Below are 16,653 nucleotides of genomic sequence, written 5' to 3' on the forward strand. Positions count from 1 at the left end.
ACAATGATGTTCAGCTCAGACGGTTTCGACGGCGATGCTCTGCTGTCCCTGCTCGTGGCGGCCTGCGGCCTCGGCATACTCCTGCTCGTAGGACTGCTGCTGAGGACCCTGGTACCCGCCCTGAAGCGGTATTTCATCCCAGCGGCCCTCCTGGGAGGCGCCGTCGGCCTGGGTCTCGGTCCGCATGCACTTGGCCTGGTCCCCGCGGGGATGCATACGACCTGGTCCTCCTTCGCCGGGGTCCTCATCACCATCGTCTTCGCGCCCATGCTCCTCGGACAGAACCTCCCCGGGTTCCGGGAAGCGGCGAAGGAGGCAGGACCGCACGTCTTCTACGGGTACTTCAGCACCTTCGCCGTGGTGGGAGTGCCGGCACTCCTCACCTATCTGGTGCTCCAGCCGCTCATGGGCACGAATCCGCTCTTCTCCACCATCTTCGAGGTCTCCTGGCCCGGCGGCCACGGCACGGCCGCCGGCATGGAGGAGTCCTACAGCTCGCTCGGCTGGGAGGACGGCAGCTCCCTCTCGCTGAGCTCGGCGACCGTCGGCCTTCTCTTCGGCATCATCGCGGGGATGGTCATCCTCAACCTCGCAGCGCGCAGAGGACTTCTCACCTCCGCTGCGGCACAGGGTCCGAGCACAGGCTCCGACATCCTTCCGCCGGCCGAGGCCAGCACGGACTCCACGAACCGCCTGCGCCGGGGATCGCTGGACAATCTCGCCTTCCACGTCTCCCTGATCGGCGTGGCCGTGCTCATCGGTGTCCTGCTGAAGTGGGGAGTGGACCAGCTCCTCACCGGCATCCCCCTGTTTCCGCTGGCCATGCTGGGCGGCCTGCTGGTGCAGCTCATCGTCTCCCGGACACCGGCCTACGCCCTCGTGGACAAGCCGACGCTCAACTCCATCGCGGGGATCGCACTGGACTTCCTGGTCGTCGCCGCGGTGGCTACGATCTCGCTGCCGGTGATCTTCGCGAACTGGCTTCCGCTGCTCATCGCCACGGTAGTGGTCGCGGTCATCAGCGTCGGAATCTTCTGCTGGATCGGCCCGCGCATCTTCCCTCAGCACTGGGTGGAGAACAGCATCGTGAATTTCGGGGCGATGACCGGTGTCACCTCCGTGGGCCTGCTTCTGCTGCGCGCCGCCGATCCGGAGATGAAGACGAACGCCTTCCGGGGATTCGCACTCCGAGCACCTTTCGCCAGTCCGTTCGTCGGGGGCGGCCTGGTGACTGCGCTGTTCCCCGTCCTGGTCATGAACATCGGCAACCTCTGGCTCGGCCTGGCCTGCCTCGCGCTGTGTCTCGTCATGATAGGGGCGGCGAAGGCGACGGGCATATGGAGGAAGCCCGCCGCCGCCCGTCCAGAGGCAGGAGCGGGCGCCCCCGCCTGACTCACCCCAGGCCGCGCTCCAGATCCGCCGCGATGGTCTCGCGCACCTGGGCCTGCGCCTCGGCGGAGAGTGCGTTGAAGGGCGCACGCGCCGGTCCCACAGCCGCACCGCGGACGTTCGCCGCATACTTCACCACGGTGTTGGGATTGCCCAGCGCCAAGCAGTTGCGGATGGGCCGGATGCTGTCCTGCGCCGCCCGGGCCCCGTCGATGTCACCGGCGACGAACCGGTCGTAGATCGAGGCCATGGTCTCCGGGTAGATGTTCGCGATCCCGCTGATGCCACCCGCGCCGCCGGCCAGCAGCGTCCAGAGGATGAGCGAGTCGTTGCCGGAGATCACGGAGAACGTCTCGCGGTCCGTGCGCTCGCGGTACTGCAGGATGGTGTCGAAATTGCCGCTGGAGTCCTTCACCGCGACGATGTTCTCCACCTCCGCCAATCGCTCCAGCGTCGCCGGAGCCACATTCACCCCCGTGCGTGCGGGAATGTTGTAGACGACGACCGGAACGTCCACGGCACCGGCGACGGCACGGAAGTGGTTCTCGATCTCCGCCTGCGAGGCCGCCGCGAAGTACGGGGTGATGATCGACAGCGCATCCGCACCGGCCGCAGCTGCGTCCTGTGCGATCGCGACGGTCTCACGCGTCGTGATCGCGCCGGCTCCGATCACCACGGGCACCGCGCCCGCCACCTCGTCGACGACCACGCGTGCCGCCTCGGCGCGCTCTGCCGCGGACTGCGCGTAGAACTCGCCGTTGGTGCCCAGGGCGAAGATGCCGTGCACACCGGCATCGAGCTGTCTGCGCACATGCACGCGCATCGCGGCTTCCGCGAACTGCTCGTTCTCGTCGAACGCCGTGGCGATCGCCGCGAGGATTCCGTTGAGTGCGGTCATGGAGGTCCTTCCGTGGAGGTTCAGCGGTTGTAGAGCGGCATGGAGCCCCGCAGCGGGGCGGTTGCGGCATCGACTGCCGTGAGCACGTCCTCAGGCGGCGGCCCCTTGGCCACCGCGGCGATATTGGACTCGAGCTGTGAGACGCGGCTCGCGCCCAGCAGGAGCGAGCTCACGCCCTCCGCACCCGCGACCCAGCGCAGTGCGAGCTCCGCCCGCGGGATGCCGGCCTCCTCGGCCACATCGGCCAGCGCCTCGCAGGCAGTGGTCACGGAGTCCGAGAGATAGCGCTGCGAGTACATCTGCGCGAGCACGGAGCCGGTGAAGCGCTCCGGCGCGCCCGAGGTCGAGGGCCGCCTGGCCAGCAGCCCTCCGGCCAGCGGGTTGTATGCCATCGTGGCGATGCCGTGCGTGCGGCCGCACTCCAGCCACTCGTCCTCGATCCGGCGCGCGAGGATGCTGTAGACGTTCTGCGCGACGACGGGTCGCGGCGCCCCTGCCGCATCCGCGGCGGCGAGCAGATCGACCGCTTGCCAGGCCGCGTAGTTGGAGATGCCCAGCGCCCCGATCCTGCCCTCGGCGTGGAGTTCCGCCACCGTCGTGAGCGTCTCCGACAGCGGAGCCTCCCGGTCCGGCTGATGCAGATAGAAGAGGTCGATCCTCTCGACGTCCAGGCGACGCAGGGAGCCCTCGACGCTCGCACGCAGCCCCGCGGCTGACAGCGGAGAGTTCTCACCGGCGTCCGCGTGGGGCATGCCCGCCTTCGTCGCCAGCACGATCTCCTCCCGGTGCGCCCTCACCCACGGGGCGATGAGGCCCTCGGTGGTGCCCCGCGCGTAGCCGTTGGCCGTGTCGATGCCGGTGATGCCCGCAGCGAGCGCCGCCTCGAACACCTGCTGCGCCGCGACCGCGTCCACGGTGTCGCCGAACGTCATGGTGCCCAGCACCAGCGGGGAGAGCGGCATGGGAGCCCCCTCGATCGTCAGATTCCTGTCTGCGGGCATGGGATCTCCTCATCGACGCGAACGGGCGAACTGGGGCGATTCTCTCCCATTTGCGCGTATCGTGCAATTACTTGCGCATTTCACGCATACCTGGCAGGCTGTTGCCATTCCGCCGGCCGGCTCCCAAGGAGTGCCATGTTCCCCTCACCTCCCGGGATCCTCGTGCTTGCCGACGACCTCAGCGGCGCCGCCGAGGCTGCCGTCACCGTCGGCGCCCCCGTCCAGGTCCTGCTCCGCACCGCCGCCGGAGCCGATGCCGCGGGCGAGGACGCGCCCGGCCATGACATCCCCTGCTCCGGCTCCGGCCGGCACACCGCCGATCTCGCGATCGACCTGGACTGCCGTCACCTCTCGGCAGACGCCGCACGCCGGCGGACCCTCGATGCGCTCACCGCCTTCCGCGGCACGCCCGCCCGCACAGTCCTCGTGAAGGTCGACTCACTGCTGCGCGGGAACGTGCCCGCGCACATCGACGCCGCCCTCGCCGCGGGGACCGGCCCCGTGCTGTTCGCCCCCGCACTCCCGCAGCACGGTCGCACAGTGGTGGACGGCGTGCCCCTCGTCGACGGCGTTCCCCTCGTACAGACACCCGCCTGGGATGTGGAGGACGGCACTCCCCCTGGGCATCTCTCGGAGCTCTGCAGCACAGCCACCGCACATCTCTCACTGCACGATGTGCGCACCTCCGCCGATATGCGCCGTCTCACCTCTGCGCGCCTGGTCATCGCAGACGCCGAGACCGAAGAGGATCTGCGCGCCCTGGCACGGCTGGCGCTCACCGCCGGAGCCGTCCTCGTGGGCTCGGCGGCACTCGCGCGGGCCGTCGCCGAGGTGCGCGAGGAGGTCCGCGCCGGAGCCTGTGCGGAGACCCTCACCGGCACCGGCCCGGAGTCACCTGCCGTCTCCACCGTGGAGGCCCGCGGCGAAGCGCACACGGCAGCGCGGTCTGCGGAGACAGCGCAGACCGCCTCGGCAGCGGCGGCCCCGGAGCACAGGCAGTCGGAGCAGGCACCCGTCCTCATGGTGCTCGGCACGGCGGCACGGCGCGTGGACGGCCAGATCGCGCATCTGCGTGCACACACCGGCACCACTGTGCTCGAGGTCCCGGCGGCGCATGCACAGCGCTGGAGCACGGACCCGCGCGCGTTCGAGGAGGTCTGTGCGCAGGTGGCCGCAGGGCTGGCGGAGGGAGACCTCGCCTTCCGGCTCACGGACGACGGCGAGCCCGCGGATTCCCGGCTGCTGCCGGAGCAGCTCGCCCGCCTCGTCGAAGCGGTGCTGGCCCGCAGGGAGCCTGTGCATCTCGCCGCGGCCGGAGGGGAGACCGCACGGGCCGTCTTCGACCGCCTGGGCGTGAGCACACTCCTCGCCCTCGCCGAGATCCATCCGGGAGCGGTGCTCTCCGAGGTGCGGACGGCCCCCGGGGCCTCGGCGCCGGGGCACCCCGGACCCGGGAGCCCTCGCCCCCGCCTCCTCGGCCGAGTCGTCACCCGGCCCGGGGGCCAGGGCGAGCGCGACTCCCTCACCCTCATCCACCGCGCGCTGCGCGGGCGGCCGCAGACCCTGACCCGCTCCGCGGAGCGGGCGCACCCGGACCGCATGACCGGGCCGATCACCGCCTCGCCCGCCTCCGTCCCCTCCGGCAGCGCCGCTGCCGCCATCCGCGAAGGAGATCGCATGTCCGCTCTTCCCACCATCGCCGTCACCATGGGCGACGGAGCCGGCGTCGGCCCGGAGATCTGCATCGCCGCGTGCCTCGATCCCACCGTGCTGGCGGCGGCCCATCCCGTGGTCATCGGAGATGCCGCGCGCCTGCGTCAGGCCGCCGCTATCCTCGGGCGCGAGGTCGAGATCTCGGTGGTCGACTCCCCCGCGCAGGCCGAGGCGGCGGCTGGCCGCATCGATGTCATCGATCTGGGCCTGCTGCCGGAGGACCTGGCCTGGGGCGAGCTCTCTCCCCTCGCCGGCGATGCGGCCTTCCGCTACATCGAACGCGCCGCCGAGCTGGCCATGTCCGGAGAGGTGCAGGCCATCTGCACCGCGCCGCTGAACAAGGAGGCCCTCCACGCCGCAGGTCACCGCTACCCCGGCCACACGGAGATGCTCGCGGCACTCACCGGCACCGAGGAGGTGTCCATGATGCTCTCCTCCCCCCGGCTGCGGGTCATCCACGTGACCACGCACATCGGCCTCATCGACGCGATCGCGAAGATCGAGCCGGGGCTCGTGGAGCGGACGGTGCGCCGCGGACATGAGGCCCTGGTGCGCGCGGGCATCGAGAAGCCGGTGATCGGCGTGTGCGCCATCAATCCCCACGCCGGTGAGAACGGACTGTTCGGCTACGGCGAGGAGGCGGAGAAGATCACGCCCGCACTCGAGGCCCTGCGTGCCGACGGCATTCACGCCGCCGGCCCCCTGCCCGCGGACACGGCCTTCTTCCTCGCAGGACGAGGGGACTATGACCTCATAGTGGCGATGTACCACGACCAGGGCCACGGGCCCATCAAGGTCCTCGGGATCGAGGCCGGCGTGAACATCACGGTCGGCCTGCCCGTCATCCGGACCTCCGTGGACCACGGCACCGCCTTCGACATCGCGGGCACGGGTAAGGTCGACACCGCAAGCATGAGCGAGGCCATGCGGCAGGCCGCCGCGCTCGCATCCGTCTGAGCGCAGACGGACCCCGGAGCGGCCGCAGCCCGTCCCTCCACCGGACGGCGCGGCGGGTCCGGAGCGCGTGCCCGTCCGTTCCATGCCCGCGAGGGCCGGGAGAAACCGCTGAGGTGACACATGAACGCTGGTGAGAGGCGCGAGGAGATCGTCCGGCTGGCCCGCACGCAGGGCGAGCTGAGCGTGGACGACCTCGCCGAGTCCCTGGGCGTGACGGCCTCGACCATCCGCCGGGATCTCGCGCGGCTCACCGCCGCTGGCGACCTGGCGCGCACCTACGGGGGCGTGATCGCCGTGGCGGCGCATCACGAGAGCCCGCTCGCGGAGCGCACGCACGAGGCTACCGAGGCGAAGCGCTCCATGGGCGCGTGGTGCGCGCGGCAGGTCACCGCGGGCTCGCAGATCCTGCTCGATGCGGGCACCACCACCGCGCAGATCGCCTGGGCGCTGCGCGACACCTCTCCGCTCTCCGTGGTCACCACGGGCCTGACGCCGCTGCAGCAGCTCACCGGGCTCGACGACACCGAGGTCACGCTGCTGGGCGGGCAGTACCGGGAGATCAGCCAGGGCTTCGTCGGCCCCCTCACGGAGGCCGGGCTGGAGAAGCTCACCTTCGACGCGGCCTTCCTGGGCGCGGACGCCGTCACAGCCGAGCACGGCGTGTGCGAGGCATCGCTGCAGCAGGTGCGGCTCAAGGAGCTCATGAGCCGCCGCGCCGAACGCGTGTACGTCGTCGCGCATGCCGAGAAGCTGGGGCGCAGCCCCTTCCACGCCTGGGCGGATCTGGGCCCCGGCTGGACGCTCGTCACCGACGACTCCGCGACGCAGGAGCAGACCGCTCAGTTCACGGACCGCGGCATCGCCGTCATCCGCGTGGATCACGACGGTCAGGCGGTCGCCACCGACGGCTGAGGGTCCGCTCACCCGCCCCGCGCAGCAGCTCCGAACCCGCCGCCCGCCTGCGTCTCCTCACCTCTGCACTCCCACGCCCAGCAGGCGTGCATGTGCAGTTCTGCACGCTGCCCTGGAGAACCGGCCATTGTGAGCCGCCTCTCCCGTTCATAGTCTCGTTTCCACTGACGTCCAGCGTCAGCACGGAAAGCGAGGACTCCTTGTCACTGCACAGACTCCCAGCCGGACCACGCGCGCTCGCCGCCGTGGGAGCATCCCTGATGCTGGTCACCGGCTGCAGCACAGGCCTGCTGAACCAGACCGCCGAGGACGGTGAGGAGCTGCGCTGGCGGATCGTGACCCACCAGGTGCCCGGCACCTCGCGGTACGACAGCACGATCCCGCTCTTCGCGGAGAAGGTGGCGGAGGAGACCGACGGGAAGTTCGTCATCGAGCATTTCGGCGGCGGCACCCTCTTCCCCATCACGGAGACCTACGACAACGTCGCGACCGGCACAGTGCAGGCGGCCGCGGTCTTCTCCGGGTACTGGACGAACAAGGATCCGGTCTTCAACCTCGCGAGCATCCCCGGCGACCCGCTGCAGACCGCGGAGGAGCATTACACCCGCAGCGAGGCACTCGAGCCGATCTTCCGGGAGGTCTACGAGGATTCGGGCATCGAGTACCTGGGGGCATTCGACTACGGCCCCACGGAGATATTCATGTCCGATGCGCGGATCGACTCCCTCGACGACTTCGCCGGGCTGAATCTGCGCGCCACCGGCGTCGCAGGGCTGTACTTCGACCGCCTCGGTGCCAACGCCGTCTCGATCGCCCCGCCCGAGCTCTACACGGCCCTGCAGCTGGGCACCGTGGACGGCGCGGAGTTCAACGACCACTTGGTCAACGCGGAGATGGGCCTGCACGAGGTCACCGACTACCTCATCGAGCCCGTCCTGCACACGGGGCCCACATCGGACAAGGATCTCATCATCAACGAGAAGGCATGGGACTCGCTGCCCGCCTCCTACCAGCAGGCCGTCCTCACCGCGCAGGAGGCCACCCGGCAGGCGGGTGCGAGCGAGTACGCCGAGGCCAACGAGGAGGCCGCGCAGATCTGGGCGGACGCAGGTGTGGAGACCGTCGAGCTCCCCGCCGAGGACGTGGCCGAGGCCCGGCTCATCGCCTTCGAATGGCTGGGCGAGTTCGCCCACGGCAGCGACCGCTCTCTGAGGTACGTGAACGAGTACACGAAGGTTCTCCGCGAGCTGGGCTACGACCACGAGGCCGAGGCCATCGCCGCTGCCGTCGAGGAGAACGGAGGGTCGGACCGATGAAGAGACTCCAGCTGATCGCCACGGCCGTGAGCGCAGCGCTGCTCCCCGCGCTGGTGATCGTCGTCCTCGTCAATGTCGTCTCTCGCGCCTCCGGTCAGGCTCTGAGCTGGCCGTTCGAGGTGTCCATCTTCCTCTTCGGCATCTCCGCGCTGCTGGCCGGAGGCCAGGTCCTCCGCGACCGGGAGCACGTGGCGGTGGACATCATCCCGCGCAGATCCGGCATCCTCACCAGGACCGCCCTCAGGGGGATCGCCCTGCTCGTCATCGCGGCCGTCGCGGTGACCCTCGTCGTGCAGGGTTCGCTCACCGCCTACGAGTCGACCCGGATCCGCGAGCGGTCGATATTCCAGACCACGTTCGATCCGGAGATCTGGTGGTTCCGCTGGATGATCCCGCTGGGCGGACTGCTGCTCCTCGCGGAGTCGCTGCGTCAGCTGTTCCGCCTGCCGCGCACGGTCGCCGAGGACATCGCCGCCGAGTCCGAGGAGCCGTCCGACAGGGGAACTGCCGCAGCCACGGCTCCGACAGATGCCCCAGCCTCGGGCCCCTCCCCACGGACCGGAGGTGAGCCGAGGTGACGCTCCTCATCGATCTCCTCCCCGCCGGGATGTTCCTGGCGCTGTTCGTCCTCCTCGCGCTCGGCGTCCCCGTGGCCTTCTCGCTGTTCGGGGTCGCCGCAGGATTCTGCCTCCTCGCGTGGGGCACCAGCGGGATGCCCCTCATCGTCTCCGGGGTGTTCGGCTCCATCAACAACTTCACCCTCGTCGCCATCCCCCTGTTCATCCTGATGTCCGTGCTGCTGGAGAAGTCCAAGATCGTCGAGGAGCTCTTCGACGTCCTCTACCGGATCAGCTGGAAGCTGCGGGGCGGTCTGGCGATCGCGGCAATCGTCGTCGGTGCCATCCTCGGCGCGATCTCCGGCGTCGTGGCGGCGGGAGTCATCGGCCTCGGCCTCATCGCCCTGCCGCAGATGCTCAAGTACCGTTATCGCCGCGGGATCGCCCTGGGGGCCGTCATGGCCGGCGGCACGCTGGGACAGCTGATCCCGCCCAGCCTCAACATGGTGGTGTTCGGCGCGATCACCGGCGTCTCCGTCGCGAGCCTCTTCGCCGGCGGCCTCTCCGCCGGTATCCTGCTGGCCGCACTCTACGTCGTCTTCATCGTGGTCCTCGGCATTCTGCGGCCGGGAACCTTCCCCAAACCGGAGGGCGCCCCCACGAGCGGGGAGCAGGAGGCGAAACCGCATGTGAGCCCGGGCCGCGTACTGCGCGGGCTCATCCTTCCGGGGGTCCTCATCACTGTCGTCCTCGGCACGATCCTCTCCGGCACCGCTACGCCCACGGAAGGCGCGGTGATCGGCGTCATCGGAACGCTCGCCCTGGCCGCCCTCTCCGGCGGACTGGACTGGCGGACGCTGAGAGACACCTGCTGGTCTGCGACCAAGACCACCGGCATGATCGTGTGGATCCTCGCAGGCGCAGCCGCATTCAGCGCGGTGTTCGCCGGCGTGGGCGGTCAAGCGCTCATGATCCAGACTGCGGAGATGGCGCCGGGCGGGCGATGGGGCGTGCTGATCTTCGCAGTGCTGTTCCTGTTCGTCCTGGGAATGTTCCTGGAAACGATGGCGGTGATCCTGCTGGCCGCGCCGATCCTCACACCCATCATCATCGCCCAGGGCTTCGACTCGCTGTGGTGGGCGCTGCTCTTCATGGTGCTCCTCCAGACGGCCTATCTGACCCCGCCGTTCGGCTTCGCGATCTTCTACCTCAAGAGCATCACCGCGAAGGCGATCACCATCGGCCACATCTACCGGGCGACGCTGCCCTTCATCGGACTGCAGATCCTGTTCGTGGTCCTCTGCGTCGTCTTCCCGGGGCTGCTGACGTGGTTCCCCGGCCTCCTCGAATAGCCCCCGCTCCGGAGACGCACACCCCCGGCTGCCGAACAGCCGAAGGCGTCGGGCGATCATCGCCGGCGCCGTGGAACCGCACTGAGACCAGAGACAGAGAACACTGCAGAGAAAGAGAGCTCCCATGCCGGATGAGCAGACCATGCGCGGCGTCTTCGCCGTGCCGACCACCCCGTTCGATGCGGACGGAGAGCAGAGCATCAAGGTGCTGCTCACCGGCATCGACCGCGCCCTGGAGGCGGGCGTCGGCGGCTTCCTGTGCCTGGGCGCCACGGGCGAGGCGCTGGCCCTGAGCAGTGAGGAGCGCGAGGCACAGATCCGCGCCGTGGTGGAGGCCGTGGCAGGACGGGCCCACGTGGTCGTCGGCTGCATGGCCTACTCCCCTGCGGAGATGACCGCGCTCATCGCACAGGCGAAGAGCTGGGGCGCGGACGCGGCGATGATCACTCCGCCCTTCTACGGGGGCCTGGAGCCGGATGCCGCAGTCGCAGCCCTCCGCGCGGTGATGTCCGCCTCTGAGCTTCCGGTGATGGTCTACAACAACCCCCATTCCACGGGCACGGACCTCAGGCCCGAGCATCTCGCCGCTCTCCAGGACACGGGAGCGTTCTGGAGCGTGAAGGAGACCTCGGGTGAGGCCTCGCGGATTCGCGAGCTGCGGGACGCCCTGGACGAGAGCGTCGAGGTGTTCGCGGGTGCCGACGGGATCGCCTTCGAGGGGTTCACCCAGGGTGCGAGCGGCTGGGTCGCGGCCTCGGCCTGGCTCCTGCCCCGCGAGTGCCAGCGACTGTGGGAGCTCTGCCGCGACGGCGAGTGGGCAGCCGCCCTCGACCTGTGGAACGGCCTCTCCTCGCCTCTCGCGCAGATCGAGGGGAGCTCCGCCTTCATCTCGCTCATCAAGCAGACGCTGAGCCGCCGCGGTGCCGAGCAGGGGCCGGTGCGCCCCCCGCTCCCCACCGCCTCTCCCGCCGAAGTGGAGTCCGTGCTCAGCGCGATCGCAGGCATGGAAGGGGAGGGAGCCCATGCATGAGAAGAGCAGGGGCGCGCTGAACGCCCTGATCGGACGCGGCTGCGGCCTCCACGTCGACGGGCAGTGGGTGACGGGCGAGGGAGCTCCCCTCGATCTGGTTTCCCCGGCCACGGGCGAGGTGATCGGGAGCCTCCGGGAGGCCTCGGAGGCGCAGGTGGACGAGGCCGTGGCCGCAGCCTGCCGCGCGTTCTCCGCCGGGGGCTGGGCCGAGGACGGACCGCACCGCGCCCTGGTCCTCCGCCGCCTCGCCGACCTGGTCCTGGAGCATGCGGAGGACATCGCCTACCTCGACGCCGTCGAGGCCGGGAAGCTGTTCCGAGACAGTCTCGCCGAGGACGTGGGGGACGTGGCCGCGAACCTGCGCTTCTTCGCAGACCTCTGCGGCCGGGACGAGGGCCGCTACCTGCAGGACGCCTCCGGCTGGGGCTGGGTCCGGAAGGTGCCGGTCGGAGTGGTGGGGGCGATCCTGCCGTGGAACTTCCCCATCGCGATGCTCGGCTGGAAGGTCGCTCCGGCACTGGCGGCTGGGAACGCCGTCGTCCTCAAGCCCTCCGAGGACTCCACCCTCAGCGCGCTCCGCTTCGCCGAGCTCGCGGCCGAGGCGGGAGTCCCCCACGGCGTGCTCAACGTGCTCACCGGCACGGGGGCCGTCGCCGGCCGGGCGCTGGGCCTCCACCCCGACGTCGACGCGCTCGGCTTCACCGGCTCCGGACCGGTGGGACGGGCGCTGCTGGAGGCATCCGCGCGATCCAACCTCAAGAAGATCTCGCTGGAGCTGGGCGGCCGTGCCGGCTACATCGTCGACGATGCTCACGTCTCGGACCTCGAGGCCGCCGCCGCCGATGCGGTGGCGGCGGCCTTCGGCACGAGCGGCCAGAACTGCACCGCCTCCTCCCGCGTGATCTTCGTGGGCGACGACGAGGAGCGCTTCGTCCGGTTCCGGGACGCACTGGTCGCGGCAGCGGGGCGGATCACCGTGGGCGATCCGCTGGACGAGGCCGCGGACATGGGGCCGGTCATCAACGACGCTGCCCAGGAGCGGATCGCGGACTGGGTCGACGAGGCGGTCTCACTGGGCGCGACAGTACTCCACCGCGCTCCCGACGTGCCCGCGCGGGGCACCTGGTACCCGCCGACCATCCTGGCGGACGTGCCGGCGAACAGCCGTCTGGGCACAGGCGAGATCTTCGGTCCGGTCACGCAGCTGGTGCGGGTCTCGTCCCGCGAGGAGGCCGTCAGCGCGATCAACGGCGAGCCCTACGGCCTCGCGTCGACGGTCTGGTGCGAGGACCTCGCGATGGTGAGGTGGTGGGCGGATCGCATCCGCGTGGGCACCCTGGCGATCAATGGCTACAGTGAGGGGACCGTCGCAACGCCCTTCGGCGGGATGCGGCAGTCCGGCTTCTGGGGAAGGGACAACGGTCCCGAGGCCCTGGACGCCTACCAGGAGGCCATGACGGTCTGGATCGCACAGGGGTAGCCCCCCGCTGCCGCCGAGGCCGACCGCCTCGGCCCAGCGCGGGGCGTCTCGCATGGGCCGGAGCGGTCGGTGGGCTCTGCCCTGCACGCCCCCAACCCGAGGAGGAGGCCATGAAGGCCGATGCGGAGGACATCCGGTACTTCCATGTGCTGGCCAATTCCGGCACCCTCGCGCGGGCTGGGCAGGAGCTGGGCGTCGACCACACGACCGTGAGCCGACGCGTCCGGAGACTGGAGAAGGTCCTCGGCATCCGGCTGTTCACGCGGACTCGCACGGGATGGGCCCTCAATGCCAACGGCGAGGGCCTGCTCCCGGCCGCACGAGCCGTCTCCCTGGGATACGACGCCGTGACGGAGGGGGATCCCGCACGCATGGGACCGGAGGAGTGGACGGTCCTGTCCTCCGACGGCTTCGCCGCGAACATCCTCGCCCCGAGGTGCGGGCGGCTGCTCGCCGACCGGAGCATACTCCTGCGCATCGTGTCGGCGCCGTCCCTCGCCGCACGCGACGGGGCGTCCTACGACGTCGCCGTGGTGCGCTCGCGGCCCCATTCCGCCTCGGTGCGCTCGACGCTCCTGGCGGAGTACGAGATCGGCCTCTACGCCACGGCGGAGTACCTCGGGCGCCATGCGGCGATCCGCGGATCGGACGACCTCGAGGACCATGTCCTCAGCTGGTACTCCGAGGATCCGATCGCGGGCATACCGGAGTTCGACGCGCTCCGCGGACGGCTGCCGAGCTGCATCCAGCTGCAGTCGAACAACCTCAATGTGCATGAGCAGGCGGCGCTGGCCGGGGTGGGCCTGGCGGTCATGCCCACGTACACCGCGGAGCGGAACGAGGCGCTCGTGCGCATCCTGCCGGAGGAGCTCAGCTTCCGGGGCCGCTACTGGGCGGTCCTGCCCTCGGCCCAGCTGCGGTGGAAGACCACGGAGCGCATCCTCGCGTTCCTCCACGACGCCGTGCGGGAAGCCGGGCTGACCGTACCCGCATAGACGCTGCTCACGTCCGCACAGAGCACGTCGCACATATGCCGTCCGCATCTCCATCCGCTTTCCGGGGGAACCGGAAGATAGCAGACTGTACCCGGCAGTAACCTGAGCCGGGTGGGCGCCGCAGCCCACGGACTCCTGGCATCAGCTGCACAGCACTCAGCGACCACAGCCCAGAGCCTCTCAGAGCGGAGACGCACGCATGCCGCAGCACCTCCTCAGCACCCGCCCGCCCGGCGCTGGGAAGCCCGCCCGAGGCCGGCCTCGGCTGCGGCGGCTCCTCGCCTGGACCACAGCGGGAGTGGTGGTGCTCGCCCTCGTGGCGTCCGCGCTGGGGCTCTGGTCCGTGAGGCGTGCGTTCCCGCAGACCACCGGGACGATCGAGGCCGCGGGGCTCCACGAGGGCGTGACCGTGCAGCGCGACGCCCACGGCATCCCCACGCTCACGGCGTCCCGCTCCGACGACCTCTTCTTCGCGCAGGGCTTCGTCCACGCGCAGGACCGCTTCTGGGAGATGGACTTCCGCCGGCACATGACGGCGGGGCGGCTCTCGGAGCTGTTCGGCGAGTCCCAGCTGGGGACGGATGCGTTCCTGCGCACGCTGGGCTGGCACCGGACTGCGCAGCAGGAGGTCGAGGACATGCCGCCCGAGGCGCGCTCCCACTACGAAGCCTATGCCGCCGGGGTGAATGCCTACCTCGAGGAGCGCGGAGGCGGAGGCCTCGCCCTCGAGTACACGGTCCTGGGTCTGCAGAACCCCGGGTACGCCCCGGAGCCGTGGACGCCGGCGGATTCCGCCGCATGGCTCAAGGCGATGGCGTGGGACCTGCGGACCAACATCGAGGACGAGACTGCCCGCGCCCTGCTCGCCCGGGACCTGGACGCGGAGCGGCTGGCCGAGCTCTACCCGGGCTACCCCCTCGAGGAGCATCCCGTCATCATGGCCGAGGACCCCGCAGGGGAGCAGATCGCCGAGGCCGAGGTGCCGGCACCCTCAGGCGCTTCCGGCAGGGACGCGGACCCCGCGGGATCTGCGGGGACCGCAGGCGAGGTGCAGGCCGGTGCCGCATCCTCTGCCTCCGCCGCGACTGCCTCGGCCACTCCCACGACTGCATCGGCCGTTGCCGCCGAGGCCGGCCTCTCCTCCCTCGGCGACCTCCTGGGAAGAGTGGACGCGCTGGTGAGCGCGCAGGGCGAGGGCGTCGGCTCCAACTCCTGGGTGGTCTCCGGTGAGCACACGGAGTCCGGCGCGCCGCTGCTGGCGAACGACCCGCACCTCGGTGCCTCCATGCCCTCGGTCTGGACGCAGATGCAGCTGCGCTGCAGCACCGTTTCCCCCGAGTGCCCGTTCGATGTGGGAGGCTTCAGCTTCTCCGGCCTCCCGGGCATCGTCATCGGCCACAACCAGCAGATCGCATGGGGCTTCACGAACCTCACCACGGACGTGGCGGACCTCTACGTCGAACGCGTCGAGGACGACGGCTACTGGAAGGACGGCGAGAAGCACGCCTTCGAGACCCGCACGGAGACGCTGCGGGTGGCCGGCGGCGAGGATGTGGAGATCGAGGTGCGCTCCACCGGGCACGGCCCGCTCGTCTCCGATCTCACGCCGGAGTTCACGGACATCGCCGCAGAGCCGCGGGTGGGCGCCGGCACCGGTGAGGACGAGGTCCCGGTGGGCCCCACGCACCATGCGGACGCCGATGCCTCGGACGCAGGCACAGCTCCCACCGGCACGGACGCAGCGGAGAGCACGGAGCTGCCGCCCGGCGAGAACGCCCTCAGCCTCCGCTGGACCGCGCTGGATCCCGGCACCACGGCCCAGTCGATCTTCACCCTCAACCTCGCGGAGGACTTCGCGGACTTCCGCGAGGCGGCCTCGCGCTTCGACGTGCCCGCGCAGAACCTCGTCTACGCGGATCGCGAGGGGAACATCGGCTACCAGGCTCCCGGCCGGCTGCCCGTCCGCGGAGGGGGTGACGGCTGGCTGCCGCAGCCGGGATGGGACAGCGCCTACGACTGGCAGGGCTTCATCCCCTTCGAGGAGCAGCCGGTCGCCTACAACCCCGATTCCGGGTACATCGTCACCGCCAACAATGCGATCGTGAACGACGACTACCCCCACTTCCTCAGCCGCGACTGGGACTACGGCGACCGCGCCGCACGCATCGACGAGCTGCTGCGCGAGCGCATCGCCGCGGGGCCCGTGACGAGCGAGGACATGGCGCAGGTGCAGATGGACAACGAGGCGCCGTTCGCAGACGCGCTGCAGGGCGCGTACGCGAGCATCGACCCTCCCAAAGACCCCCGCGTCAGGGACGCCCTGAGCCTGCTGGCGGACTGGGACGGACAGAACGACGCCGACTCCCCCGCCGCGGCGTTCGCCAATGTGCTGTGGAACCGCGTGACCGAGGGGATGATGTCCACGCAGGCGACCGCGATGCAGGACTCCGCGGCGGCCAGGAGCGCCGCGGAGCCGCAGGAGCCCGAGGACATCGGCATCGCCCGGGACGATCAGTCCCGTCTCGCACGTGTGTTCGCGCTGCAGCTCGACGACGAGGAGAGCCCGTGGTGGGGCGGGTCCCGCACGCGGCTCCTGCAGACCGCGGCGGTGGACGCCTACGAGGAGCTCGCTCAGGCGCAGGGGGCAGACCCCGCAGGATGGAACTGGGGCGAGCTCCATGCGCTCACCCTGCGCAGCGGCACCTTCGGCGAGAGCGGGATCGCGCCCGTCGAGGCGCTGTTCAACCGCGGTCCGTACCCGGTGGGCGGCGGATCCGGCGTGGTGAACGCGACCGGCTGGGGGCTGGACGACGGCTACGAGACAGTCACCGTCCCCTCGATGCGCATGGTCATCGACCTCGCGGACTGGGACGCCTCGACCTGGCACCACCTCACCGGGGCGAGCGGTCACGCCTTCCACCCGCACTATGCGGACCAGGCCGAGGACTGGGCCCACGGCGAGCAGTTCGCGTGGGCATTCACCGACGGCGCCGTCCGGGCCGCTGCGGAGGACACCCTCACGCTCGTGCCGGGCTGAGCCCCGCGCCGCGCCC

At 70.5% G+C, this 16,653-nt stretch carries 12 protein-coding genes; 10 read left to right on the forward strand and 2 right to left on the reverse strand.

Features of this window, described 5'->3' with window-relative positions:
• Positions 1-3: 3 nt before the first annotated feature.
• A complete protein-coding gene (locus K318_RS22400) occupies positions 4-1,392 on the forward strand; it encodes a sodium/glutamate symporter (protein ID WP_156914067.1) in 1,389 nt (462 codons plus the stop codon).
• A 1-nt stretch (position 1,393) separates the two neighbouring features.
• On the opposite strand, the gene K318_RS0115345 is transcribed toward K318_RS22400, so the two are convergent.
• Complete coding sequence (locus K318_RS0115345) at positions 1,394-2,287, reverse strand: dihydrodipicolinate synthase family protein (RefSeq protein WP_029090128.1); 894 nt, start codon at positions 2,285-2,287, stop codon at positions 1,394-1,396.
• 20 nt (positions 2,288-2,307) lie between these two features.
• On the reverse strand, positions 2,308-3,288 hold the full coding sequence (locus K318_RS0115350) for an aldo/keto reductase (RefSeq protein ID WP_029090129.1): 981 nt from the start codon (positions 3,286-3,288) through the stop codon (positions 2,308-2,310).
• 135 nt (positions 3,289-3,423) lie between these two features.
• Here K318_RS0115350 and pdxA point away from each other — a divergent pair, with 135 nt between their 5' ends.
• The 9 genes from pdxA (at position 3,424) to K318_RS0115395 (ending at position 16,637) form a co-directional block, all read left to right on the forward strand.
• Entirely contained in the window at positions 3,424-5,958 is a 2,535-nt protein-coding gene (gene pdxA, locus K318_RS0115355) for a 4-hydroxythreonine-4-phosphate dehydrogenase PdxA (RefSeq protein ID WP_029090130.1), read from the forward strand.
• Positions 5,959-6,078: 120 nt separating this feature from the next.
• Positions 6,079-6,870, forward strand: a complete 792-nt coding sequence (locus K318_RS0115360; RefSeq protein ID WP_029090131.1) for a DeoR/GlpR family DNA-binding transcription regulator — start codon at positions 6,079-6,081, stop codon at positions 6,868-6,870.
• A gap of 260 nt (positions 6,871-7,130) precedes the next feature.
• Positions 7,131-8,186, forward strand: coding sequence for a TRAP transporter substrate-binding protein DctP (gene dctP, locus K318_RS0115365; RefSeq protein ID WP_029090132.1), 1,056 nt, complete (start codon positions 7,131-7,133; stop codon positions 8,184-8,186).
• Positions 8,183-8,764: a TRAP transporter small permease gene (locus K318_RS23935; protein ID WP_051298088.1), complete on the forward strand. Its 582-nt coding sequence runs from the start codon at positions 8,183-8,185 to the stop codon at positions 8,762-8,764. The genes dctP and K318_RS23935 overlap by 4 nt, the downstream gene beginning before the upstream one ends.
• A complete protein-coding gene (locus K318_RS0115375; RefSeq protein WP_029090133.1) occupies positions 8,761-10,095 on the forward strand; it encodes a TRAP transporter large permease in 1,335 nt (444 codons plus the stop codon). The genes K318_RS23935 and K318_RS0115375 overlap by 4 nt, the downstream gene beginning before the upstream one ends.
• 124 nt (positions 10,096-10,219) lie before the next feature.
• The gene (locus K318_RS0115380; RefSeq protein WP_029090134.1) at positions 10,220-11,125 is read left to right on the forward strand and encodes a dihydrodipicolinate synthase family protein; all 906 of its coding nucleotides are present in this window, start codon (positions 10,220-10,222) and stop codon (positions 11,123-11,125) included.
• Positions 11,118-12,605, forward strand: coding sequence for an aldehyde dehydrogenase family protein (locus K318_RS22410; protein ID WP_051298089.1), 1,488 nt, complete (start codon positions 11,118-11,120; stop codon positions 12,603-12,605). The genes K318_RS0115380 and K318_RS22410 overlap by 8 nt, the downstream gene beginning before the upstream one ends.
• 110 nt (positions 12,606-12,715) lie before the next feature.
• Complete coding sequence (locus K318_RS0115390; protein ID WP_029090135.1) at positions 12,716-13,600, forward strand: LysR family transcriptional regulator; 885 nt, start codon at positions 12,716-12,718, stop codon at positions 13,598-13,600.
• 199 nt (positions 13,601-13,799) lie between these two features.
• The gene (locus K318_RS0115395; protein ID WP_051298090.1) at positions 13,800-16,637 is read left to right on the forward strand and encodes a penicillin acylase family protein; all 2,838 of its coding nucleotides are present in this window, start codon (positions 13,800-13,802) and stop codon (positions 16,635-16,637) included.
• The last annotated feature ends 16 nt before the right edge of the window (positions 16,638-16,653 follow it).

Source organism: Brevibacterium album DSM 18261 (assembly GCF_000426445.1).
GTDB lineage: Bacteria > Actinomycetota > Actinomycetes > Actinomycetales > Brevibacteriaceae > Brevibacterium > Brevibacterium album.